This is a genomic window from Rhodanobacteraceae bacterium (genome assembly GCA_016713135.1).
GTDB lineage: Bacteria > Pseudomonadota > Gammaproteobacteria > Xanthomonadales > SZUA-5 > JADKFD01.
The window spans coordinates 178,116-201,489 of the sequence record JADJPR010000022.1 but is presented as its reverse complement, the minus strand read 5'-3'; the positions used below and the strand labels follow the sequence as shown (position 1 = coordinate 201,489).

At 68.5% G+C, this 23,374-nt stretch carries 25 protein-coding genes and 2 pseudogenes; 21 read left to right on the top strand and 6 right to left on the bottom strand.

The window, feature by feature from the left end; translation table 11 throughout:
- Positions 1–58: 58 nt before the first annotated feature.
- The 4 genes and pseudogenes from argH to IPK27_18870 all read right to left on the bottom strand — a co-directional run bounded on the left by argH (position 59) and on the right by IPK27_18870 (position 4,731).
- Positions 59–1,413, bottom strand: a pseudogene (argH, locus tag IPK27_18885) (argininosuccinate lyase).
- 145 nt (positions 1,414–1,558) lie between these two features.
- Positions 1,559–2,461: an acetylglutamate kinase gene (gene argB / locus IPK27_18880; protein ID MBK8069606.1), complete on the bottom strand. Its 903-nt coding sequence runs from the start codon at positions 2,459–2,461 to the stop codon at positions 1,559–1,561.
- A 133-nt stretch (positions 2,462–2,594) separates the two neighbouring features.
- Positions 2,595–3,593 (bottom strand): N-acetylornithine carbamoyltransferase, encoded by a 999-nt coding sequence (locus IPK27_18875; protein MBK8069605.1) that lies wholly within the window; start codon positions 3,591–3,593, stop codon positions 2,595–2,597.
- Positions 3,594–3,597: 4 nt separating this feature from the next.
- Positions 3,598–4,731, bottom strand: coding sequence for an aspartate aminotransferase family protein (locus tag IPK27_18870; protein MBK8069604.1), 1,134 nt, complete (start codon positions 4,729–4,731; stop codon positions 3,598–3,600).
- 66 nt (positions 4,732–4,797) lie between these two features.
- On the opposite strand from IPK27_18870, the gene IPK27_18865 reads away from it, so the two are divergent.
- Genes IPK27_18865 through IPK27_18815 form a run of 11 tightly spaced genes read left to right on the top strand, consistent with a single transcriptional unit; the run spans position 4,798 to position 13,070 of the window.
- The gene (locus tag IPK27_18865) at positions 4,798–5,217 is read left to right on the top strand and encodes an arginine repressor (protein ID MBK8069603.1); all 420 of its coding nucleotides are present in this window, start codon (positions 4,798–4,800) and stop codon (positions 5,215–5,217) included.
- Positions 5,218–5,277: 60 nt separating this feature from the next.
- Positions 5,278–5,640 (top strand): hypothetical protein, encoded by a 363-nt coding sequence (locus IPK27_18860; GenBank protein MBK8069602.1) that lies wholly within the window; start codon positions 5,278–5,280, stop codon positions 5,638–5,640.
- Positions 5,637–6,263: a hypothetical protein gene (locus IPK27_18855; GenBank protein ID MBK8069601.1), complete on the top strand. Its 627-nt coding sequence runs from the start codon at positions 5,637–5,639 to the stop codon at positions 6,261–6,263. The genes IPK27_18860 and IPK27_18855 overlap by 4 nt, the downstream gene beginning before the upstream one ends.
- Complete coding sequence (locus IPK27_18850) at positions 6,260–6,973, top strand: hypothetical protein (protein ID MBK8069600.1); 714 nt, start codon at positions 6,260–6,262, stop codon at positions 6,971–6,973. The genes IPK27_18855 and IPK27_18850 overlap by 4 nt, the downstream gene beginning before the upstream one ends.
- Positions 6,957–8,075 (top strand): hypothetical protein, encoded by a 1,119-nt coding sequence (locus IPK27_18845; protein MBK8069599.1) that lies wholly within the window; start codon positions 6,957–6,959, stop codon positions 8,073–8,075. The genes IPK27_18850 and IPK27_18845 overlap by 17 nt, the downstream gene beginning before the upstream one ends.
- Positions 8,076–8,450, top strand: coding sequence for a H+transporting two-sector ATPase C subunit (locus tag IPK27_18840; GenBank protein ID MBK8069598.1), 375 nt, complete (start codon positions 8,076–8,078; stop codon positions 8,448–8,450).
- A complete protein-coding gene (locus tag IPK27_18835) occupies positions 8,447–8,734 on the top strand; it encodes a hypothetical protein (protein MBK8069597.1) in 288 nt (95 codons plus the stop codon). Before IPK27_18840 ends, IPK27_18835 begins: the two co-directional genes overlap by 4 nt.
- Entirely contained in the window at positions 8,731–9,324 is a 594-nt protein-coding gene (locus IPK27_18830) for a hypothetical protein (protein ID MBK8069596.1), read from the top strand. The genes IPK27_18835 and IPK27_18830 overlap by 4 nt, the downstream gene beginning before the upstream one ends.
- The gene (locus IPK27_18825) at positions 9,321–11,102 is read left to right on the top strand and encodes a V-type ATP synthase subunit A (GenBank protein ID MBK8069595.1); all 1,782 of its coding nucleotides are present in this window, start codon (positions 9,321–9,323) and stop codon (positions 11,100–11,102) included. The genes IPK27_18830 and IPK27_18825 overlap by 4 nt, the downstream gene beginning before the upstream one ends.
- Positions 11,080–12,465, top strand: a complete 1,386-nt coding sequence (locus tag IPK27_18820; protein MBK8069594.1) for a V-type ATP synthase subunit B — start codon at positions 11,080–11,082, stop codon at positions 12,463–12,465. Before IPK27_18825 ends, IPK27_18820 begins: the two co-directional genes overlap by 23 nt.
- The gene (locus IPK27_18815; GenBank protein ID MBK8069593.1) at positions 12,462–13,070 is read left to right on the top strand and encodes a V-type ATP synthase subunit D; all 609 of its coding nucleotides are present in this window, start codon (positions 12,462–12,464) and stop codon (positions 13,068–13,070) included. Before IPK27_18820 ends, IPK27_18815 begins: the two co-directional genes overlap by 4 nt.
- A 273-nt stretch (positions 13,071–13,343) precedes the next feature.
- Here IPK27_18815 and IPK27_18810 read toward each other — a convergent pair whose 3' ends face one another.
- Positions 13,344–15,524, bottom strand: a complete 2,181-nt coding sequence (locus IPK27_18810; protein MBK8069592.1) for a pilin — start codon at positions 15,522–15,524, stop codon at positions 13,344–13,346.
- A 149-nt stretch (positions 15,525–15,673) separates the two neighbouring features.
- On the opposite strand from IPK27_18810, the gene IPK27_18805 reads away from it, so the two are divergent.
- From IPK27_18805 to IPK27_18760, 10 genes and pseudogenes are all read left to right on the top strand, one after another.
- A complete protein-coding gene (locus IPK27_18805) occupies positions 15,674–16,159 on the top strand; it encodes a Na+/H+ antiporter subunit E (GenBank protein MBK8069591.1) in 486 nt (161 codons plus the stop codon).
- Positions 16,160–16,170: 11 nt separating this feature from the next.
- Positions 16,171–16,446 (top strand): hypothetical protein, encoded by a 276-nt coding sequence (locus IPK27_18800; GenBank protein MBK8069590.1) that lies wholly within the window; start codon positions 16,171–16,173, stop codon positions 16,444–16,446.
- On the top strand, positions 16,443–16,769 hold the full coding sequence (locus tag IPK27_18795; protein MBK8069589.1) for a monovalent cation/H(+) antiporter subunit G: 327 nt from the start codon (positions 16,443–16,445) through the stop codon (positions 16,767–16,769). The genes IPK27_18800 and IPK27_18795 overlap by 4 nt, the downstream gene beginning before the upstream one ends.
- Positions 16,770–16,792: 23 nt before the next feature.
- Positions 16,793–17,290, top strand: coding sequence for a DUF4040 domain-containing protein (locus IPK27_18790; GenBank protein ID MBK8069588.1), 498 nt, complete (start codon positions 16,793–16,795; stop codon positions 17,288–17,290).
- Positions 17,290–17,713 (top strand): annotated as a pseudogene (locus IPK27_18785) (Na(+)/H(+) antiporter subunit B). Before IPK27_18790 ends, IPK27_18785 begins: the two are co-directional and overlap by 1 nt.
- Positions 17,710–18,063, top strand: coding sequence for a cation:proton antiporter subunit C (locus tag IPK27_18780; GenBank protein ID MBK8069587.1), 354 nt, complete (start codon positions 17,710–17,712; stop codon positions 18,061–18,063). The pseudogene IPK27_18785 and the gene IPK27_18780 overlap by 4 nt, the downstream one beginning before the upstream one ends.
- The gene (locus tag IPK27_18775; protein ID MBK8069586.1) at positions 18,060–19,532 is read left to right on the top strand and encodes a monovalent cation/H+ antiporter subunit D family protein; all 1,473 of its coding nucleotides are present in this window, start codon (positions 18,060–18,062) and stop codon (positions 19,530–19,532) included. The genes IPK27_18780 and IPK27_18775 overlap by 4 nt, the downstream gene beginning before the upstream one ends.
- Positions 19,529–20,992, top strand: coding sequence for a monovalent cation/H+ antiporter subunit D family protein (locus tag IPK27_18770; protein MBK8069585.1), 1,464 nt, complete (start codon positions 19,529–19,531; stop codon positions 20,990–20,992). Before IPK27_18775 ends, IPK27_18770 begins: the two co-directional genes overlap by 4 nt.
- The gene (locus IPK27_18765) at positions 20,989–21,255 is read left to right on the top strand and encodes a hypothetical protein (protein ID MBK8069584.1); all 267 of its coding nucleotides are present in this window, start codon (positions 20,989–20,991) and stop codon (positions 21,253–21,255) included. The genes IPK27_18770 and IPK27_18765 overlap by 4 nt, the downstream gene beginning before the upstream one ends.
- Positions 21,248–22,936, top strand: coding sequence for a Na(+)/H(+) antiporter subunit D (locus tag IPK27_18760; protein ID MBK8069583.1), 1,689 nt, complete (start codon positions 21,248–21,250; stop codon positions 22,934–22,936). The genes IPK27_18765 and IPK27_18760 overlap by 8 nt, the downstream gene beginning before the upstream one ends.
- Here the strand turns inward: IPK27_18760 and IPK27_18755 are convergent, their stop codons facing one another.
- Positions 22,937–23,374 carry a DUF192 domain-containing protein gene (locus IPK27_18755; protein ID MBK8069582.1) on the bottom strand — a complete coding sequence of 146 codons (438 nt, stop codon included), beginning with the start codon at positions 23,372–23,374 and terminating at the stop codon, positions 22,937–22,939. It abuts the gene before it with no gap.

Sequence of the window (23,374 nt, the reverse complement as noted above, 5' to 3'; positions counted from 1 at the left end):
AGCAGCCCCCCTGCCCCCTGCCCCCTGACCCGCTCTTGAATAGCCCCATCGACATTTCTCATGGCGCAAACACCCGCGTATCGACGGCATCCAGGTCGGCACGACGGGCGGCGATCCATTGATCGACGTTTCGCAGTTCCGCAGAAGCCGTGCACAGCCCGAGCGCGCCTAGGCCGCCAGTGTGAGTCGCATTGAGGGCTTCGCGGTCGGGCTTGAAGCTGCCGGCCATCACTGCCTCGCCGACCTGGCGATAGGCGTCGCGGAAGGTCATCCCGCCGGCCACCAGCACATAGGCCTGGTGTGCGGCGTACAGCTCGTCAGTCAGCGCGGCGGCGCAGCGTTCGCGGTCGATGCGCAGCACCGGCACCAGGCGCGTGAGCACGTCGAGCGTGGCGGCCGCGGCATCGAGGCCCGCCAGCAGCGGGCGCTTGTGCAGCTGGAAGTCCCGGTGGTAGCTGCCCGGCAGGCCGGTGACGATCTGGCGGTGCCAGTCGGCGATGCCGCGCAGCTCGCGGCAGCGCCCGCGCGCCAGTTCCAGCACATCGGGGTTGCGCTTCTGCGGCATGATCGACGAGCCGGTGGTGTAGGCATCCGGCAGGCGCACGAAACCGTATTCCTCGGTCGAATACAGCGACAGGTCCCAGCACAGCTTTTCCAGTGTGCCGGCCAGCGACATCAACCAGTCGAGCACCGCCTGCTCATGCCGGCCGCGCGAGTTCATCGCGTCCACCGGCGAGCGCTGCACGCGGCCGAAGCCGAGTAGTCCGGCCACCCGCTCGCGGTCCAGCGGCAGCGGCACGCCAAAGCCTGCCGCGGCGCCCAACGGGCAACGGTCCAGGCGCTGCCAAAGTCCTTGCGCAGCCTCCAGTTCCTCGACCAGCCCTTCGACATAACCGACGGCCCACTGGCCAAAGGACGAGGGCATGGCACGGCGCAGATGGGTGTAGCCCGGCAAGGGTACCGACTCGTGCTCGCGCGCGAGGCCAGCAGCGCCTGCGCCAGCGCCTGCACCTGCGCGGCCAGTCCGAGCAGCCGCGAGCGCAGCATCAGCCGCAGCGCCAGCAGCACCTGGTCATTGCGCGAACGCCCCAGGTGGATACGCTTGCCGGCCTCGCCGACGCGCGCGATCAGCGCGTGCTCCAGCGCGGTGTGGCCATCCTCCTGCGCCATCGAAATCGCCAGTTCGCCGCGCTCTGCCACCGGCTTCAGCTGCGCCAGCGCCGCGACCAGTGCCGACGCATCCTGCGGCGACAGCAGCCCCACCTCACCCAGCATCCGCGCATGCGCCGCCGAGCCCTGCACATCGAAGGGCAGCAGCGCGCGGTCCAGTTGCGGATCCTCGCCCACGGTGTAGCGATGGATCGCCTCGTCGAGCGGGAGGCCTTTGGACCAGAGGGGCGCGGCGGGCGTCACTGCGCGCGCTCCGGAAGGTCGGTGAGAAGGCGGGGAGGGCAGGGGCAGGGGCGCGCACCCGCGCCTGCGACCGCACTACGCGGATTGAGCCGCCGCCGGCAGGAAGGACCCACGGCCGTCCCTCTGCCCCTCCGCGCCCGTCCCATCACTCCCCATCCTTCACGATCATGGTCCCCGCGCCCTCGTTGGTGAAGCACTCCACCAGCAGCGCATCGGCGGTGACGCCGGAGACCAGGTGCACCGAGTGCACGCCCTGGTTCAACGCGTGGCGGATGGCGGCGGCCTTGGGCAACATGCCGCCGGCGAGGTCGCCGCGCGCCTCCATCTCGTCGATCTTGGCCAGCGTCGCGAAGGTGATCAGGGTGGACGGGTTCTTGACGTCCTTCAGCAGGCCCGGGACCTTGAGCACGAAGAACAGTTTCTCGGCGCCGAGCACGGCGGCCACGTGCGAGGCGATGGTGTCGGCATTGGTGTTGTAGACGCTGCCATCCGGCGCGCCGGACAGCGGTGCGATCACCGGCACATAATCGGCTTCCAGCAGGTGCTTCAGCAGGGTGGCGTCGATCTGCTCGATGTCGCCCACCTGGCCGTAGTCGAACAGCTTCGGCTTGCCGCTGTCGTCCTCGCCCATGTAGATCGGCGCACGCTTGCGCGCCTTGATCATGCCAGCGTCGACGCCGGTCAGGCCCACGCCCGGCACGCCGACGCGGTTCATCTCGGCCAGCAGATCGGTGTTGGTCACGCCGTTGAACACCATCTTGGCGGCATCCAGAACTTCCGGAGTCGTCACCCGGCGCCCGCCCTGCTTCTCGATCGGCACATTGAGCTGGGTGCACAGCTGGTCCAGCCGAGCGCCGCCGCCGTGCACCACGATCACGCGGATCGACAGCGTCCACAGCACGCCGATCTGCTCGACCACCTTGCGGCGGCTTTCCGGCTCGTCCAGCACCTCGCCGCCGAGCTTGACCACGAAGGTCTTGCCGCGGAACTGGCGCAGGTACTTGGAGAGACCCTTGAGGGCGTCGTAGGGGTTGGTGGCGAAGGGCATGGGCGGGGTTACCTTGTCTTGATCGATTGATGGGAGGGCACGAGGGCACGAGGGCACGAGGGCACGGAACAGCATCGAATCGCCAGATCCTGGCTTTTGCGTGCCCTCGTGCCCTCTTGCGTGCCCTCATTGATCAGGCTTTGCCAAACAACCACGCCAGCGCCGCCATCTGCACCCACATGCGGTTCTCGGCTTCGTCGACGACGCGCGAGTACTCGCTGTCGAGCACTTCGTCGCTGACTTCGACGTTGCGGCGGACCGGCAGGCAGTGCATCAGGATCGCGTCGGAAGCGGCGTTCTCGAAATGCTTGAGCGTGGGCATCCAGCCGCGCAGGGCCGGCGAGGCGACGATGCCGTCCTCGCTGGCGCGCGGCTCGGGGCCCCAGGCTTTGGCGTAAACCACATGGGCGCCTTCCAGCGCAGCGCGCTGGTCGTTGGTGTAGCGGATCTTGCCGCCGGCGGCAGAGGCGTATTGCTGGGCTTCGCTGCGTACGGCTTCGCCGAGCTCGAAACCGGGCGGATGCACCACGGTGACATCGCAGCCGGCCGCGGCGGCGTGCAGCAGCACCGAGTTCGGCACTGCCTTGGGCAGCGGGCGCACGTGCGGCGCCCAGCTCAGCACCAGCTTGACACCCTGAGTCTGGCCGAAGCTCTCCTGCACCGTCAGCATGTCGGCGAGGCCCTGGCAGGGATGCTCGCGGGCGGACTCCAGGCTGATCATCGGCACCTTGGCGTGACGACGGAAGGCGTTGATCACGCCGTCGATGTCGTCGTCCGCCTGGCCCATGCCGCGCGAGAAGGCGCGCACGCCGAGCACATCGACATAGCGCGACAGCACCGGCGCGGCCTCGCGCACATGCTCGGCCTTGTCCGCGTTCATCACCGCGCCATCCTCGGTCTCCAGCTTCCACACGCCGCTGCCCTCTTCCAGCGCCACCGAAGTGCCACCGAGCTTGTGCATCGCCACCTCGAAGCTGGTGCGCGTGCGCAGCGAAGGGTTGAAGAACAACATCCCGAGCACCTTGCCCTTGAGCAATGCGCCGGGTTCGTTGCGCTTGAAATCGGCGGCGAGCTTGACCAGCTGCGCCTGGCCCTTGGGGCCGAGATCCTTCAGGTGGGTGTAGTGGCGCATCGGCTTATCCCTGGAATTCGTGAATGGCGGATTCGAGCGCTGCGACTGCTTCATCGGAAACATCGAGGCTCGGCATCAGGCGCAGCACCGATGGATCGCCGGAGGCGCCGACCAGCAGTCTACGTTCGAACAGGTGGCGCTTGAGTGCCGCGGCAGGCGCGTGGGTCCGCACGCCGAGCAACAGGCCCTCGCCCTGCACCCCCGCGACCACCCTGCCCGGCAAAGACTGCTTGAGGCGCGCGCCGACGGCCCGCGCGCGCGCGGCGTGGTCTTCGTCGCGGATCACCGCGATGGTCTCGATCAGCGCGGCCATCGCCAGCGGGCCGCCGCCGAAGGTGCTGCCAAGGTCACCCGCCTTGACCGCCGCTGCGCGCTCGGCGCTGAGCACGGTGGCACCGACGGGCACGCCGGAAGCCAGCCCCTTGGCCAGGCTGATCGCGTCCGGCCGCACGCCGTAGAACTCGGCAGCGCTGGGGACGCCCATGCGACTCATGCCGGTCTGGATCTCGTCGAAGATCAGCCAGGTGCAGGCTGCCGCGGTCAGCTCGCGCAGCCGCGCGAACCAGGCCTGCGACGCGCAGCGGACGCCGGACATGCTCTGGATCGGCTCGACGATCACCGCCGCAACCTGGGTGAAATCGAAAGATTCGAGCGCCGCCATGTCGGCGAACGGCAGGCGGGCGTTCTGCGGCAGGATCGCCGCATACGGCTCGGTGATCTTCGGGTCGTCGGTCACCGACAGCGCCAGCGTGGTGCGACCGTGCCAGCCGCCATCGAAGCTCAGCAGTTTCGCGCGGCCGGTCTGCTTGATCGCCAGCTTGAGCGCGTTCTCGTTGGCCTCGGCGCCGGAGTTGCAGAAGAACACATGCGCCAGGCCCGAACCACGCAGGTAGTCGATCAGGACTTCGGCGGCCAGGTCGCGCACCCGCAGGCGCGCGGCGGCCGAGTAGAACAGCAGCTTGTCGGCCTGCTGCGAGATGGCGCGCACGACCCGTGGGTGCGAATGGCCAGTCGAGGTGACACAATGACCGCCATACCAGTCGAAATACTCGTTTCCCTCCTCGTCCCACACGCGATCCCCGCGCCCATGGTCGAGCACGAAGGGGAAGGCAGCATAGGTCTCGAGCAGTGCGGGCATGAATGGAGATTGCATAAAATGCGTTGATGTCGCATATTATGCACAATCCGCCGAGAGCACAAGCCCATGCCGCGCACCGCCGCCGATCTCGACCAGACCCTGCTCGAACTGATCACCAACGAGCGCATCGCCGACCAGTTCGAACTCCAGGAGGCGCTCAGGCGCGCCGGCAAGATCGTCAGCCAGCCGACCTTGTCGCGGCACCTGACGCGTCTGGGCATCACCAAGCGCGGCGGGCGCTACGCACCGCCGGGCGACGGCAGCCCGAGCGCACTGGCGGTGATCGCCGCGCCGCCAAACCTGGTGATCCTGCGCACCCGCCCGGGTTTCGCCAACGCGGTGGCCTATGTGCTCGACCACCAGCCGCTGCCGGGCCAGGCCGGCACCATCGCCGGTGACGACACCGTATTCGTTGCCCTGGCCGAGGGGCATGCGCTGGCGCCGCTGGTCGAGTCCGCGCGGCTGCGCTTCCTCAGCGAAGGTTGATCGGCGCGCCGTTGATTCCAGTCAACGCGCCGCAGACCAGCTGATCTAGCCTGAGTCCAAGTGCGCGGCGATCGCCGCGCGGGAGACGCGGGCGTGAGCGGACAGAGCTCGGAGCATCAGGTGGACGCGGCGATTGCGCGGGTGCTCGCCGCCGAGGTCGCCGCGAACCTTGCCGTCGACCTCGCCCGCGCACAGGCCCAGGCTGAGCTCGAACAGGCGCGCGCCGATGCCCTTCGGATCGCCGAGCGCGCAGGCGCCCGCCTGCAAAGGCTGTCCGAGCGCATTGCCCGCCACGCCGAGCAGGAAGTTGCGCGGCTGCAGGCCTTGCCCTTGATGCCTGCCGCGAGCGCGGTGATCGATCCGGAACGGGTCCAGCAAGCGGCGATGGCCGTCGCGGCCGAACTCAGCGGAGGATCGCCGTGATCGGCGGCGACAGCGACTACGCGCTGGCGCGCCTGCATGCGCGCCGGGCGTCCGGGATCCGCGCCGAGGACTGGCGCAGCCTGGGCAAGGCGCGCGAGACCGGCGCGGTGATCGCCCAGTTGCGCACCAGCGCGGCCGGACGCTGGGTAGCGCACCTGGCCGACAGCGCAGACCCTCACGGCATCGAGGCTGAGTTGCGTGAGCGTTTCCGCGAGCGGGTTCGTGAGATCGCCGCCTGGGCCGATCCCTGCTGGCAGGGCGCGTTGCACTGGTGCGAAGGACTGGTCGAATTGCGCCCGCTGGACGCCGGCGACGCCGATCCAGCGCCTGCCTGGCTGGGCGAACTGCGGCGGCGGATGCCGCCGCTGGCCGGCGAGGATCGCAACGAATTCGCCTGGCTGCTGCGGGCCCTGGACGGGCATCGTCGGGCCTTCGCCGGAATGGCCGCCGGGAACGGCTGGCATCTGCGCGAGGAACTGCAGCATTCGCTGGCGAGCCGGATGGGCCGCAAGCGCCTGTGCGCGGTGCATCTGCTGACGGCCGTGGCCCTGCTGTGGCTGGAGCACGAACGTGTGCGCTGCGAGCTGCTGCGCTGGGCGGCCCTCCCCGGAGCGCGGCCATGATGCGGCCGCAGCCGGCGCGCTGGTTCGAAGTGCTGTGCGCGCGCCCGGACACCAGCCGCCTGCTGCACGCGCTCGGTCAGACCGGCGCGGTGGAACTGGAGGCGCACGGTGGCGCGGGCCCGCCGCAGGACTTCGCCGCGATGGCCGGCGGACTGGCCGAGTTTCATGCCTGGCTGACGCGCTGCGCGAGTTTCTGGCCGGCGCCGCGGCAGGCCACGAACTGCCCCTTGCCGCCGATGGAAACCCTTGCCCAGGCGCTGGATGCCGTGCGGCGCTGGGGCCGCGAGTGCGAGTCGGACATCGCCAGCCTGCAGGCGCTCACGCGCGAACGCGTCGAATTGCTGCGCTGGCGCGAGGCGGTCTGCGCCTGGCGGGCGCAAGCGGCGGCCCTGCCGCAAAGCCATGCCGGTGGCACGCTGATCGGCAGCTGGCTGCTCGATCCGGGCAGTGCCGCGCTCGCGCCAGAGAGCCTCGGGCTGGCGCGCAGCCTGACGCTGGATGGCGACCGTCGCGTATACCTGCTGGTCGGCGAGCGCGCGACCATCGCCACCGCAGGTCCCAGGATCGCCGCCGGCCACGGCTCGCTGATTCCCGCCCCGGCGTGGATGCCGCAGCGCCTGGACGATTTCGACCTCGCCGCGGCGCAGCACCTGACCACGCTCGATGCGCGCGCAGGAAGCTCACCGCAGACACATGCTGCAGGTCGCTGAAGACGCGCGGCTGCCACAGGCGCTGGCCGACCTTGAACGGCTGGACTGGATCGCGCGCAATGTGCGCGCGCTGCGCACGACCCCGCTGTTTGCGCTGGTGACCGGGTGGACCAGCGATGCCAGCGGGCGGGACATCGAGCGCGCAGTGGCCGCCAGCGGCGCGTGCGCGCTGCTGCGCTTTCCGCCGGCGCCGCCGCAGCTGTCGCCACCGCTGCTGCTGGCCAATCCGGCGTGGGCGCGGCCTTTCGAGATCTTCAGCGCTGCACTCGGTGTCCCGGGCCGCAACGAGGCCGACCCGACGCCGGTGATCGCGATCGTGGCGCCGCTGTTGTTCGGCTACATGTTCGGCGACATCGGCCAAGGCGCGGTCATCGCCGCCGCGGGCTGGTGGCTGCGCCGGCGCCACGCACTCGGTCGTTTGCTGCTGTATGGCGGCGTCGCGTCGATGGCCTTCGGCTGGATCTACGGCAGCGTGTTCGCGATGGAGCACCTGGTCGAACCGCTGTGGGTCGCTCCGCTGCAGGCGCCGCTGCTGATCCTGGGCGTTCCGCTGGTCGGCGGGGCGCTGTTGCTGCTGCTCGGGCTGGGGCTGAACGCGGTGGGTGCCTGGTGGCGTGGCTGTTTCGATGAATGGCTGCGCGCCGACGCCGGCGGCGTGCTGGTCTACATCGGCCTGCTGTTGGCGCTCGTGGCACGCGATGCGCTGTGGCTGACCCTTGCCGGACTGGCCTGGACCATGCTGGCCAGCCTCGCGCATCGACGCACGCTGGGTGCGCTCGCCGCGGCCATCGGCGAACTGCTCGAACGCCGCGTGCAGTTGCTGGTCAACACGCTGTCGTTTGCCCGCGTCGGCGCTTTCGCGCTGGCGCACGCGGGGCTCTCCAGCGCGGTGATCGCGCTGACCAAGGCCAGCTACCATCCTCTGCTGGCACTGGCCATGCTGCTGGCCGGCAATGCCCTGATCCTGCTGCTGGAAGGGATGGTGGTGTCGATCCAGACCACACGCCTGGTGCTGTTCGAGTTCTTCACCCGCTTTCTCACCGGCGCCGGGCGGGTGTTCTGCCCCATGCCCCCTCCGCCCGCCATTCCACAGGAGACCTGAATGATCCGCACCCACCCCGAAGTCCTGGCAACGCCGCGCCTGCGGCTGGCTCTCGCTGGCGTGTTGCTGTTCGCCGTCCTCGGCACCCTGGCGCTGCTGCTGGTCCGTCCGGCAATGGCGCAGGAGGCGGCGTTGCCGCAGGCCATCGACCCGGCGGTATTGAGCTATGCCTTCATGGCGGCCGCGCTGGCGACCGCGGCCTCGGCCATCGGCGCCGGCATTGCGGTGGCGCGGGTCGGCACCGCGGCGGTCGGCGCGCTGGCGGAGAAGCCCGAACTGTTCGGTCGCCTGCTGATCTTCATCGGCCTCGCCGAGGGCATCGCGATCTACGGCCTGATCGTGTCGATCCTGATCCTCAACCGGATCGGCGGATGAGCCGCGCGCAGTACATCGGCGACGAGGCGCACGCCGCCGCCTGGCGACTGGTAGGCGTCGACACGCGCGTCGTGACGGAGCCGGCGCAGGCCGCGACGGCGCTCGATGAGGCGCGGCGCGAGGCCGATCTGGTGCTGCTGGCGCCCGCACTGGCGCCGGCGCTGACGCCGGTCGAACGCAGGGCCCTGGCGCCGTTGATACTGGCGCTGCCGGACGCCCGCGGGTCCACGCCGCCAGCCGAACTGGCACAGCGCGTGCGCAAACTGCTCGGGATGGACTCATGACCGTCCCGGACCAGGAATCGGCCCTGCTGCAACTGGTCGAGGAAGACCGCGCACGGCGCTGCGGAGAGATTCTCGCAGCGGCCAGGGCGCAAGCCGGCGAACTGCGCCGCCAGACGCACCGGGCGGCGCGCGAGCGCGTGCGCGCGGCGCTCGCCGATGCGCGCGAACGGGCCCAGCGCCAAGTGGCTGCGGCGGCCGCCCAGTTGCAGACGCGCCAACGATTGGCGCACCAGGATCGCGCCGCCCGCATGCTCGACGCGGCGCTGGCGGCGCTGCCTGCCGCCCTGATGGTCCGCTGGCAGCAGGCGACGACGCGTCGGCAATGGCTGGATTTCGCGATGCAGCAGGCTGCGCAACTGCTGCCGCGCGCGCAGTGGCGTATCGAGCACGCGCACGGGCTCACGCCGAGCGACATCGGCAGCGCCAGCGCCTGGGCCGACCGCAGCGAGTGGTCGGAAAGCCCCGGGCTCGGCGCCGGGCTGCGCATCCACAGCAATGGCAACTGCGTCGATGCCAGCCTCCAGGGACTGCGCGCCGACCGCGAGGCGCTGGCATCGCGTCTGCAGCAGGCCTGGGAGACGCTGCCATGAGTGCGCGTGCCGAGGTCCTGTGGATCGCCGGGCCCGTGCTGCGTGCGCGCTGCCAGGGCGCCTTCGCCCTGCGCGAATCGGTGGCGGTGGGGCCCCAGGCATTGCTCGGCGAGGTGGTCAGGCTGGAGGGCGCGGAGATCCTGGTGCAGGTGTACGAAGACACCACCGGGTTGCGGCCCGGGATCGAGGTGATCGGCAGCGGCTTGCCGCTCGCGGTGGAACTCGGCCCTGCGCTGCTCGGCGGGATGTTCGACGGGCTGCTGCGCCCGCTCGGTGGATCGGATAGCGCCTTCGTGCGGCCCGGGATCCAGCGCGATGCGATCGGTGAATCCTTCGAATTCCTGCCGCGGGTCGAAGTCGGGGACCGGCTGGCCGGCGGGCAGTGGATCGCCGATGCGCGTCGCCCCGGTGGGCCGCAGCAGCGCGTCCTGGTCCCGCCGGACCTGTCCGGCGAGGTCGCCTGGATCGCGCCGGCCGGCCCTTGCCCCGACAGCGCCGAGATCTGCCGCCTGCGCATGGCCGACGGCGCGGAGCGCGGCTTCGCGATGCGCCAGGCCTGGCCGGTGCGCACGCCACGGCCGGTGCGCCGGCGCCTACCGCAGACTGCGCCGCTGGTGACCGGCCAGCGCATTCTCGATTCCCTGTTCCCGGTGGCGCTCGGGGGCAAGGCGGCGATCCCGGGCGGCTTTGGCACCGGCAAGACCGTGCTGCTGGAGGCGGTCACCCGCGGCTGCAGCGCCGATGTGATCATCTACCTCGGGTGCGGCGAGCGCGGCAACGAAATCGCCGGCGTGCTCGAGGAATTCCCCACCCTGGTCGATCCGCGCAACGGCCACGCGCTGATGGAGCGCACGGTGCTCATCGCCAACACCTCGAACATGCCGGTGGCCGCGCGCGAGGCCAGTATCTACAGTGCGGTGACGGTGGCCGAGTACTTCCGCGACCAGGGCCTGCACGTGGCGCTGATGGCGGACTCCACCAGCCGCTGGGCCGAGGCGCTGCGCGAAGTGTCCGGACGCTTCGGCGAACTGCCGGGCGAAGGCGGCTATCCGGCTTACCTCGCCAGCCGCCTGGCCGACTTCTACGAGCGCGCGGCGCTCGTCGAGACGTTGTCCGGAGACATCGGTTCCGTCACGCTCGTTGGCGCGATCAGTCCGCCCTCCGGGGATTTCGCCGAACCGGTCACGAACCACACCAAACGCTACGTCAAGGCCTTCTGGCAACTCGACCTCAAGCGCGCCCAGGCGCGCTTCTACCCGGCCGTGCACCCACTGCGATCCTATTCCGAGGATGCGCAGAACTTCAGCGCCTGGTGGGCGGCGCAGGGCTTCGATGGCTGGTGGGCGGCGCGCCGCCGCGTGCTCGCCTTGCTTGAGGAACAGGCGCGGCTGGAGCGGATGGCGCGAATCATCGGCAAGGACGCCCTGCCGCCGCGCCAGCAACTCACGCTGCTCAATGCCGAACTGGTGAACGACGCTTTCCTGCGCCAGTCGGCATTCTCCCCGGTCGACCGCATCGCCAGTCCGGCGCGCCAGGCGGCGATGCTGCACCTGCTCGCGCGGTGGATGGACCGGGCGGACGCAGCGATGAGCGCGGGCGCGGCGCTGGCGGACCTCGCCGCCCTGCCCTGCCTGCGCCCGCTGACGCGCATGGGCGAGGAAATCGGAGACGCCGAGCTGGACGGTTTCCAAGCCTTGCAGAGCCGCCTGGAGCAGGACTTCGATTCGCTGATGGCTGGACTGCCAGGAGCCGCGAATGCGCCCGCTGCTGCTGGTTGAAGGCGCCGCCCAACGACTGGATGGGCCGCTGCTGTTCCTGCGGCGCACCCTCGATGCCGGGCTCGGCGATGCGGTGGAGGTGCACGGCCGCGACGGGCGTGCGCGGCTGGGGCGGATCGCGGCAATCGACCGCGACACCTTGACCATCGAGGTGCTGGAGAACACCAGCGGGCTCGACCTCGACAGCACCGTCGTGCGCTTCCGCGGCGAACCGCTGAGTTTCGCCCTGGGGCCAGGCATCCTCGGGCGGGTCTTCAACGGCGTCGGCCAGGTCATCGACGGCGGTCCGCCGGTCGCAGCAGACGCGCGCTTCCCGATCGACGGCCTGCCGATGAATCCGGTGGCGCGCGCGCTGCCGCGCGATTTCATCGAAACCGGCATTTCCACCCTGGACGTGATGAACAGCCTGGTGCGCGGGCAGAAGCTGCCGATCTTCTCCGGCGGCGGATTGCCGCACGACCGCCTGGCCAGCGAAATCGCCGAGCACGCGCGCCTGCGCGGCGCCGACGGCGGCGAGTTTGCGATCGTGTTTTGCGGAATCGGCCTGCCGCACGACAGCGCGGAGCACTTCCGCCTCGCGCTGGAGCGCAGCGGCGCGCTCGAACGCACCGCGCTGTTCCTCAACCTGGCCAGCGATTCCAGCACCCAGCGCCTGCTCACACCGCGCTTCGCGCTGACCGCGGCGGAGTACCTCGCATTCACCCTCGGCAAGCATGTGCTGACGATCCTGACCGACATGACCAACTACTGCGAGGCCCTGCGCGAGGTCTCGTCGAGCAAGGGGGAAGTGCCGGCGCGCAAGGGTTTCCCGGGCTACCTGTACTCCGATCTCGCCAGTCTGTACGAACGCGCCGGTTGCCTGCGCGGGCGTGCTGGCAGCCTGACCCAGCTGGCCATCCTGACCATGCCGGCGGACGACATCAGCCACCCGATTCCCGACCTGACCGGCTACATCACCGAAGGCCAGATCGTGCTCTCGCGCGAACTCGACCGCCGCGGCGTCTCGCCGCCCGTGGCGGTGCTGCCCAGCCTTTCGCGACTGGCCAAGGACGGCACCGGCGGCAGCTACACGCATCCGGATCATCCCGCCCTCGCCAGCCAGCTCTACGCGGCCTACGCGCGCGCCACGCAGACCCGCGTGCTCGCCAGCGTGGTCGGCGAGGAGGGCCTGGGCGCCGCAGACCGCCGCTACCTCGCTTTCGGCCTCGCCTTTGAGCGCGATTTCGTGCACCAGCAGGGGCCGCGCACGCTGGAGCAGAGCATGCACATCGGCTGGCGCCTGCTGGCCACGCTGCCGGCGCAGGAACTGACGCGCCTGTCGGACGCGCAAATCGCCGGACATATCGGCGCGGGCCCGCCATGAGCGAGCGAGTCGCCACCCGCAGCGCGCTGCTGGAACTCGCAGACGAGCGCTACGCGATGGCCGAGGGTTATGCCTTCCTCGACGAGAAATGCCTTTTGCTGGCCGGCGCAATGCTGGTCGAACTCAGGCGCTACGAGGCGCTGTGGCGCGAGCACGTGCGGCTGGCACAGGCAGCCGAAGACACGCTGCGCGCGGCGCTCGGCCGCCACGGGCTGGAGGGGCTGGCGGCCTACCCGCTGGCCGACCCGTCAGCGGGTTCGTTCGAACTGCGACTGACCCGGCGATCGATCATGGGCGTGCCGCTCGTCGACGCCACTGCGGAGGTCCGCCCGCCGACGGTGGCGACGCCGCTGCTGCGTACCCCGGAGGCGGATGCCTGCGCCCAGGCGCACGCAGAGCTGTTGCGCCATGCGGTGCTACTGGCCGCCGCCGGGGCGAACCTGGAGCGGCTGCAGCACGACTACCAGACCAGCTCCCGCCGCGCCCGCGCCCTCGACGGCGTGCTCCTGCCGGAGATCGCTGGGGAGATCGCGCAGATGACGACCACGCTGGACGAACAGGAACGCGAAGACGCCATCTACATGCGCGCCCACGCACCGCGGTGAGTCGCTCGCTCTGCCGGGCCTGTTCAACGCGGAAACGCAGAGGGCCCGGAGAAAAGCGAGTAGCCCGGGGTACGCGCAGCGTTCCCCGGGTACTTGCGAGCCCGCCGCGGTGAATCGCTCCGCGATACACCGCCCTGAGCACTGCCGCCCGAGGAACGTTCAACGCAGAGACGCAGAGACACGGAGAAGAGCAAATCAACCAAGGAACGCCCTTCTCCTGCTCTTCTCTGCGTCCTCTGCGTCTCCGCGTTGAGCAGTCTGCAAGAGCGACGATCAGGGCGCGCGGCAGGAGACCGGCAGGTGGCGGTTGGCGACGTTGGTGGCGGCGAATTCCTCGCCCAACTCGACCAGCATTTCGCCTTCGTCCTCGAGGTAGTCGCCGCAGCGCCAGCTCATCGCGCCGGAGGCTTGCTGCAGCGGCAGGCGGTAGAGGAAGTTGCCGGCGAGGCCGCCCGGCGCGGTGTCGCGGAACTGGATCAGCACCGCGCCGTGGTCGTAGCTGATGTCGGCATGTCCGGTCTCGCTGGCAATCGGCAGCTCGAGATTCAGCGCCTCGCCCTCGTCCGGCAGCTCGCCGTACTCGGCGTAATGCGCGGCGATCGCATCGCTCAACTCGCGGCTGTCGCCGATCGCGCTCGCCACGACGGCGCGGACCGTGAAGTCCTGGTAGGCGGGGATCGCGATGGCCGCGAGCACGCCGCCGACGGCCACCACCGCCAGGCCGTTATTGCCCGCCAGCCACTCCAGCGCGTGCTGGTCGTAGCCCATTTCCAGGCTCAGGCGCTCGGCGCTGAGCTCCAGCGAGGCGCTGATCGCACTCTGCTCCGGCAGTGCCAGCTCGCGCGCAGTCGGCAGCGTCGTGAGGTCGATGTCGGCGCCGCCGAGCTCGGCGATGCTCGCCAGCATGCCGACCCAGGCGTAATAGACCTGCCGGCTGGCGTCCTGGGCGACACCGCTGACCGCCATCAGCGACTCCGGATCGGCCCCGGCAGCGCGCAGGCGCGCGTCCAGCGGCTCGCTGGCGCCGAGCGCCAGGCGGTCGATCAGCGGCTGCGGCACGCCCGACAGCAGCAGCCAGCCATCCTGTTCGATCCAATAGAGGTGCGTACCCAGGCGCCCGTAGACCTGGAGCGCCAGGTTGTCCTGGATTTCAGCGTGGGTGTCGCCAAACAGACCGCCCATCTCGACCGCGCTCGGCAGGCGGATATGGCGCAAGCCTTCGCCTCGCGCAGTCGGCTTCACCTGGGCCTTGAGCTTGTCGACCAGCATGGTCTGCATGCGCTGCCACGCGGCCGCATCGCGCAGGCGCAGCGCCAGGTAGTCGCCGGCATCGTCGGACACCACCGCCAGGTCCGGGCCGAAAGGCGCCAGCCAGTCGGCCAGCTTGAAACCGGTCAGTTCCAGCGACTTGGCCTCCACCTCGGCCCAGCCCTTGGCGGCATCCGAGTCCTTGGCGAAAGACTGGCCGATACGCGCCAGGTCCTCGCCGGTGGGAATCGCCAGGCGCATCAGCCAGCGCGTGCGCCCGCTACCCTTGAGGTCCAGCTTGCGCGGCGATTGCGGTAGCCACTGGGCCCAACTGGCACCGCTGATCTCGGCATGCAGGCCGGCCTTGCCGCGACCGTCGACTGCGCCCCAGCCGAAGGCCACACGCTTGGTCTGCGCCAGCAACAACTTGCCCACGTCATCGGTCACCGCGGCGCCCAGGACCGGCCGCAAGGCTTCGACATCCGCCCAGACCACGAAGCCGTGGCCAGCGGCGTCGATCCGCCGTTCCAGCGCCAGTTCCGCGCGCGGCTCCACCTTGGCAGCGGCGATCTCGGCGCGGACTTTCTTCAGACTGTCGAGGTTGGCGAACATGCCGCCGAGCAGGGACAGGCGTCCGTTCGCCGCGTCGAAATGCAGGAACACCGGCGCACCCGGCGTCGGCACGCTTGCGAAGCCGTCTGCGTCGAAGGCAAGTTGCGCATCGTCGCCCAACTGCGCGGCGATCGCCTTGCCGAGGGTCGCGGCGTCGGCATAGTCGAAGCGCGCAGTGGCGTACACCAGCGCCGCCGGCGACGCCATGCGCCCGTCGGCCGTGACCACCAGTTCCACCGGCGAGCCGAGTCGATACAGCAGGCCGGCGATCGGCTGCGCCGCGTCGCCGATCAGCTTGTCCTGAGTGAAGGCCGCGCGCACCTTGGCCGCCGCGTTCACCCAAGCCTGGCTCTGGTACATGCGGTCGCTGTCCTTGCCGCCAGGGCCCAGCGCCATGCGCCAGGGGCTGGGGATGCGCACATAGACAATGCTGTCGGCCGGCAGGCGCTCGCGCAGCCAGGCGTCGTCGGAATAGACCTTGGCCTGGGCGGCGGTGTCCGCCATCGGCACCGAACTGCCTTCGCCTGCCTCGCGCTGGCACGCAAGCAGGCCCAGGGCGGGCAGCAGACAGAACAGGCGCACGATTCGTTTCATCGGAATTCCGGAATGGGAAGGCAAACCCCGATGATGGCCGAGAACCGGCAGCGCCTGCAGCAAACCTTACTGTCACGATTGCTCTGTTATTCTCGCCCGCTTTCTTCGGACCTCCTCGAAGGCCCACACAAGCCATTGATCCATAAGCGATGAAGCACACGATCAGCCTCGCCGTCTTGCTCAGCGCCCTTTGGTGGGTACTGTCTGGCTACGCCAAGCCCCTGCTGTTGGGGCTGGGTGTGTGCAGTGTCGGCTTCACGCTGTGGCTGGCGCGCCGGATGGATGTGATCGATCACGAAAGCCATCCGATCCATATCTCCTGGCAACTCGCACGCTTCTGGGTGCGCCTGCTGCGGGAGATAGCAGTTTCCAACCTGCAGGTGGTCGCGGCTATCCTGTCGCCCGGCCGCCACCCGATCCAGCCGCACTTCCTGCGTGTGCGTACGCGACAGCAATCCGCATTGGGACAAGTCTTGCTGGCGAACTCGATCACCCTGACGCCCGGCACGGTCACGGTGCGGCAAGAAGGTGACGAGCTGCTGGTGCACGCGCTGACAGCGGCCTCGGCGCAGGGCGTGCGTGAGGGCCAGCTCGACGGCATGATCCCGGCGGATGTCGAGGAGCGGCCGGCATGAACCTCGGACTGATGCTGGCCGCAGCGGGTATCGCCATCCTGGTCGCGATGGGCATGGCCCTGGCGCGCACCTTGCTGGGCCCGACGGTGTACGACCGCATCCTCGCGGTCAACAGTTTCGGCACCAAGACGGTACTGCTGATCGCGCTGCTCGGCGCGATGGCCGGACGCAGCGACTACCTGGATGTCGCCCTGCTCTACGCGCTGATCAATTTCGTCGCCACCGTGGCGCTGCTGCGCTATTGCGAGTCCGGCGAATTCGCACGCGACGACCGGGAGCATCCATGAACTGGAGCGAGTGGAGCGCCGCTGCGCTGATGCTGCCTGGATCGGCATTGTTGCTGATCGCGGGCCTGGGCTTGCTGCGCTTCCCGCATTTCTATTCGCGTCTGCATGCTGCGGGCGTGATCGATACCCTGGCAGCCGGCTTGTTTCTCGGCGGCCTGGCCTTCCTGTTCGGACCGACTTTGGGGACGCTCAAGCTGGCGTTGATCTTCCTGTTCCTGCTGTTCACCAGCCCGACCGCCTGCCATGCGCTGGCCAACGCGGCCTGGACCAGCGGGCTGCGTGAGCCGGCGCAGCCCGGGGAGCCGCCGTCATCGCCGAACTGATCGACATCCTGCTACTCGCCTTCATGCTGGTCACCGCGTTCTATGTGGTGACCAGCCGCGATCTGCTCGCCGTGGTGATGGTGTTCAGCGCCTACAGCCTGCTGTCGGCCGGCATGTTCATGGTGATGGACGCCGCCGATGTGGCCTTTACCGAAGCCGCTGTTGGCGCCGGGGTGTCGACCATCCTGATGCTGCTGGCACTGAGCTTCACCGGCCGCTTCGAGCGCCCGGCGCCGCGGCAATGGCTGCCGCTGGTGGTGGTGCTTCTGACTGGCGCAACGCTGGTCTACGGCACGCTCGACCTGCCGCCGATCGGCTCCGCCGAGAACCCGGTCCACGGCCATGTGGCACCGCGCTACCTGGAGGAATCCGGGCGCGAGATCGGCATCCCCAACGTGGTCACCAGCGTGCTCAGCAGCTACCGCGGCTACGACACGCTGGGCGAGGTGGTCGTGGTGTTCACCGCCGGCCTCGGCGTATGGCTGCTGATCGGCGCGGTGCGGCGCAAGGACAAGTACTGATGCGCGAGAACCTGATCCTGCGCGTGATCGCCAAGTTCATGATCCCGGTGATCGTGCTGTTTGCGCTGTACGTCCAGTTCCATGGGGGAACTCGGCCCCGGCGGCGGTTTCCAGGCCGGCGTGATCCTGGCATCGGCGCTGATCGTGCACATGCTGGTGTTCGGCCTCGACGAAACCCGTCGCATCGCGCCGCTGGGTGTGCTGCGTGCACTGACTGCGATCGGCGCGCTGATCTACGGCGGCACCGGGATTGCAAGCCTGCTGCTCGGCGCCAACTACCTGGATTACAACGTGCTTGGCAGCAACCCGGTCGCAGGCCAGCACCTGGGCATCATCCTGATCGAACTCGGCGTGGCGACCACCGTGGCTTCGACCATGGTCCTGCTGTGCTTCGTGTTCGCCGAACGGGTGCGCCAGCGATGAACTCGCTCGGCCTCTACAACTACTGGATCGTGATCGCCCTGATGATGATCGGGCTGTACGCGCTGATCGCACGCGGCAACCTGGTCAAGAAGCTGGTCGGCCTGAACATCTTCCAGACCGCAGTGTTCTTCCTTTACATCAGCATGGGTTTCGTCAAGGACGGCGCGGTGCCGATCCTGACCGAAGGTGTGGCGCTGTATTCGAATCCGCTGCCGCACGTACTGATCCTGACCGCGATCGTGGTCGGCGTGGCAACCACCGCGCTCGGCCTCGCCCTGGTCATCCGGATCAAGGAAGCCTACGGTACCGTCGACGACGACGAGTTGCAGCGCATGGATGACGACGCATGACCGGCCACTGGCAGGTCCTGATCGTCGTGATCCCTTTGCTGGCGGCACCGCTGGCGAGCGTGTTGCGTGGGCGGATTGCGCCTTGGGCGCTCGCCACGGCGGTGGCCTGGTTGCTGCTGGCGATGGCCCTCGGACTGCTGGCGCAAGTCCAGTCGCAGGGCACATTGAGCTACGCGCTCGGCGGCTGGGCAGCGCCGTGGGGAATCGAGTACCGGCTGGATGCTGCCAGTGCGCTGATCCAGGTGCTGGTAGCGTTGATCGCGTCCGTGGTGCTGCCCTACTCCCGGTGCAGCGCCGAGCGCGAGGTTGAGGCCGAGCGCCTGCCCGGCTTCTACGCCGCAATCCTGCTCCTGCTCGCAGGCCTGCTCGGCATCACCGCTACCGGCGATGCGTTCAACGTCTTCGTATTCCTCGAAATATCCTCGCTCAGCACCTACACCCTGATTGCACTCGGGCGCGACCGCCGCGCGCTCACCAGCGCCTTCCGTTACCTCATCATGGGCACCGTTGGCGCCACTTTCTACCTGATCGGCGTCGGGTTGCTGTACGCGATGACCGGCACGCTGAACATGGTCGACCTCGCGCAGCGCCTGGCCGATGTCGAGGCCACCCGCACGGTGCATACCGCAGTGGCTTTCATCGTGGTGGGCGTCAGCTTGAAACTGGCGCTGTTCCCGCTGCACCTGTGGCTGCCCAACGCCTATACCCATGCACCCTCCGCAGTGACCGCGCTGCTCGCGGCGACCGCGACCAAGGTAGCGGTGTACGTGCTGGTGCGTTTCCTGTGGACCATTTTCGGCGTCGACTTCGCGTTTGGCGAGTTGCCGCTGGCCAAGGTGCTGGCGGTGCTGGCGGTCCTCGGCATGCTGGTGGCGTCGGCGGTCGCGATCGGGCAGGCGGACGTCAAGCGCCTGCTCGCCTATTCCAGCGTCGCGCAGATCGGCTATGCGGTCGCCGGCCTCTCGCTGGCGACCACCCTCGGCCTGACCGCCGCGCTGCTGCACCTGTTCAACCATGCGCTGAGGAAGGGGGCGCTGGTCATGGCGCTCGGCTGCGTCGCCTGGCGCATCGGCGGCACCCGGATCGAACAGTTCCGCGGCCTTGGCCGGAGCATGCCCTGGACCATGGCTGCCTTCGTCGCCGGTGGCCTGAGCCTGGTCGGCGTGCCGCTCACGGTAGGCTTCATCAGCAAGTGGTACCTGGTGCTCGCCGCACTGGAACACGGCTGGTGGTGGCTGGTGCTGGCCATTGTCGCCAGTTCGCTGATGGCGGTTGCCTATGTCTGGCGAGTGGTCGAGGCGGCCTACTTCCAGTCCTCCGACTCGCGCGAGCGGCATCTTGAAGCGCCGCTCGGCATGTTGCTGCCAACCTGGCTGCTGGTGCTCGCCAACCTCTGGTTCGGCATCGACACGCGCCTGACTGTCGGCATCGCCGACCTCGCAGCGCGCTCGCTCGGAGCGACGCCATGAGCGCGCAGGACGCCTTGCTCGGCCTGCTCGCGATCCCGGCCTTGGGTGCGGTCGGCATCTGGTTCACCGGACGCCGGCCGAATCTGCGCGAAAGCGTGACCTTGGCGACTGCGATCGGCTTGTTCCTGTGTGCCGTCGCGGTGCTGATGGATCTGCAGGCCGGCGCAACGCCAACCCTGGTGCTGGCCGAACCGATCCCCGGCATTCCGCTGGCCCTGCACGCCGAACCGCTCGGTGTGCTGTTTGCGCTGCTCGCCAGCGGCCTGTGGGTGGTCACTTCGGTTTACGCGATTGGCTATATGCGGGCCAAACGTGAGACCCACCAGACGCGCTTCTATGTGTGCTTCGCGATCGCGCTGTGCGGCGCGATGGGCGTGGCGCTGGCAGGCAACCTGGTCACCCTGTTCGTGTTCTACGAAGTGCTGACCTTGTCGACCTACCCGCTGGTGGCGCATGCGGGCAACGAAAATGCCGTTCGCGGAGCGCGCACTTACCTTGGCATCCTGCTGACTACCTCGATCGGCCTGCTGCTGCCGGCAATCGTCTGGACCTACAGTCTCGCCGGCAGTGTCGAGTTCACCCCCGGCGGGATTCTTGCGGGCAAGGCCGGGCCGGTCGAAACCACGCTGCTGCTGGCGCTGTTCGTACTCGGCACGGGCAAGGCCGCGGTCATGCCGGTTCACCGCTGGTTGCCGGCAGCGATGGTGGCGCCGACGCCGGTGTCGGCACTGCTGCATGCGGTCGCGGTGGTCAAGGCGGGCGTGTTCACCATCACCAAGGTGATTCTCTACATCTTCGGTACCGACTACCTCGCAGGAATCCCGGCCGAACGCCTGCTGGTGTATCTGGCGGGATTTACCGTGATTGCTGCCTCGGTCGTTGCGTTGCGCCAGGACAACTTCAAACGCCTGCTCGCTTATTCCACCATCGGCCAACTCTCCTACATCGTGCTCGCGGCGCTGGTCCTGACGCCGTTTGCCGAGATCGGTGCCGCGATGCACATCGTCGCGCATGCTTTCGGCAAGATCACGCTGTTCTTCACCGCGGGCGCGATCTACGTGGCGGCGGGCAAGACCCAGGTGTCGCAATTCGACGGCATCGGACGGCGCATGCCGTGGACCATGGCGGCGTTTACGGTCGGCGCGCTGAGCATGGCTGGAGTGCCGCCCACGGCGGGCTTCGTGTCCAAGTGGTACATGATCGCCGGCGCATTCCAGAACGACCTGTACTTCGTGCTGGCGGTGCTGACCTTGTCGACCGCGCTGAACGCCGCCTACTTCCTGCCGATCATCCATCGCGCATTCTTCCGCAGCGAGACAGTGGTGCCAAAGCACCAGCACGGCGAAGCGCCGTGGCCCATGGTCGCTGCGCTGGTGACCACGGCCGCGCTGACGCTGGCCTTCTTCGTGTTCAATGCGCCGGTGGTGGAACTCGAGAAAGCACTGGTGAAACTGCCATGAGCGTCCACGACACCGCCTGGCTCAGCAGGCCGCGCAGCGTGCGCATTCTGTGGATCGTGTTTGCGCTGGTACTGGGCATCAGCGTGCTGGCCCAGATCGGTCTGCAGGTGCACCCGCATTTCGGCATCGATGGCTGGTTCGGCTTCCATGCGTTGTTCGGCTTTGTCGCCTGCGTGGCAATGGTGCTGATCGCAAAACTGCTCGGCTGGCTGCTGAAACGCCCCGACGACTACTACGAGGCGCAAGGCAGCGACGATGTTTGAAGTGGCCTTCCCGCCGGCGTTCATCCTGATCATCGGTGCACTGATGATCGCGACCGTGCGCGCCGGTCTGCGGCCGCTGGTCATCCTCGGTACGCCGCTGCTCACACTCTGGGCGATCTGGCAGTTGCCCGATGGTGTGCTGCTGACCGCGCAGTTCCTCGGTTATCCGGTTGAGCTGGTCGAGTCCAGCGCCCTGCGGCGGCTGTTCGCGACGGTGTTCACGGTGATGGCCTTCGCGGGTGGACTGTACGGGCTCAACCAGGCGCGTCCGCGCGAGTTGGCCGCGGCCTATGCCTATGCCGCCGGTGCCATCGGCGTCAGCTTCGCGGGAGACCTGATCACCCTGTTCCTGTTCTGGGAGTTCATGGCGCTGTTCTCCACCGTGGTCGTGTGGTGCGGCGGCACAGACGCCGCGCGCCGCGCCGGAGTGCGCTATGCGCTGATGCACCTGGTCGGCGGCGTGCTGCTCAAGATCGGGATCGAAGGCGTCATGATCCACACCGGCTCGGTCGAGATCCGCCCGCTGGCGCTCGATAACTTCGATGCCTGGGTGGTACTTGCAGGCATCCTGATCAACGCCGCCGCCCCGCCGGTCAGTGCCTGGCTGGCCGACGCCTACCCGGAGGGCAGCCCGGCGGGTACCGTGTTTCTGTCCGCGTTCACCACGAAGACAGCCATCCTGGCGCTGATCCTGCTGTTCCCCGGGGAGCAGGTGTTGATCTGGGTCGGGCTGTACATGGTGTTCTACGGAATCATCTATGCGCTGCTGGAAAACGACATGCGCCGCATCCTGGCGTACTCGATCGTCAACCAGGTGGGATTCATGGTCTGCGGTGTCGGCATTGGCACCGAGATGGCGATCAACGGCGCCGCCGCGCACGCCTTCGCCCACATCATCTACAAGGCGCTGCTGATGATGAGCGCCGGCGCGGTGCTGTATCAGACCGGCAAGCGCAAGTGCACCGATCTCGGCGGGCTGTACCAGTCGATGCCGGTCACCGCAATCTGCGGCATCGTCGGTGCGCTGGCGATCTCCGCCTTCCCGTTCACGTCGGGATTCATCAGCAAGTCGATGATCGGCCAGGCCGCCGCCGACCAGCACCTGATGTGGGTGTGGTTCCTGCTGACTGCTGCCTCGGCCGGGGTGTTCCTGCACGCCGGCATCAAGTTCCCCTGGTTCGTGTTCTTCCAGAAGGATTCGGGACTGCGTCCGCCGGATCCGCCATGGAACATGCGCGCGGCGATGATCCTGTTCGCCGCAGCCTGCATCGTGATCGGTTGCTTCCCAGGGCTGCTGTACGGCCTGCTGCCCTACCCGGTTGCCTATGAGCCGTACACGTCCGGGCACCTGGTCAGCCAGTTCCAGTTGCTGCTGTTCTCCGGCCTCGCCTTCTTTGTCATGCTGCCGGCGATGCTGCGCACCCTGACCATCAGCCTGGACCTGGATTGGGTCTATCGGGTCGCACTGGTCCGCGCTGCACACAGCTGCGAGCGTGCGTGGAAGAGGCTCATGTCTGCCCTCGATTCGGCCTGGCGCAGCCATGGCTGGCCACCGCTGCAGCGTCTGCTGCAGTTGACGGCACCCGGCGGCAAGCTGGCGCGCACCAGTGCCATCGGCAGCATGGCGCTTTGGGTGGTCGTGATCCTGGCGCTGGTCGTGCTGCTTGCGCAGCGCGGCTGATCAGTCGACCTCTACACCGGTCACCGCGAGCGTGTCGCCAACTTGCGCACCGATGCGCTCGGTGGTGCCGGCATTCAGTTCCAGCACATAGCGCGCCGGCGCCTGGCTGGGATAGCTCGGGCAGCGGTCGCCGAGCGAGCACGGCGGCGTGTTCAGGCTCCAGCCGACGAGCTTCCACTGCTGGTCGAAATACAGGATGTCCAGCGGAATCCGGGTGTTCTTCATCCAGAAAGCCTGCGGCTGCTGGCTTTCGAACAGGAACAGCATGCCGGCATCCGCATCCATGCTGTCGCGGTACATCAGGCCGCGTGCGCGCTCGGCGTCATCATCGGCGATCTCGACGCGATAGGTATGACCTCGCAGGGTCACCGTCGGCGTAGACGCCGAGCAGGCCACCTGCATCAGCGCAGCGAACAGCAGAAGGCAGGCACGCAGCAT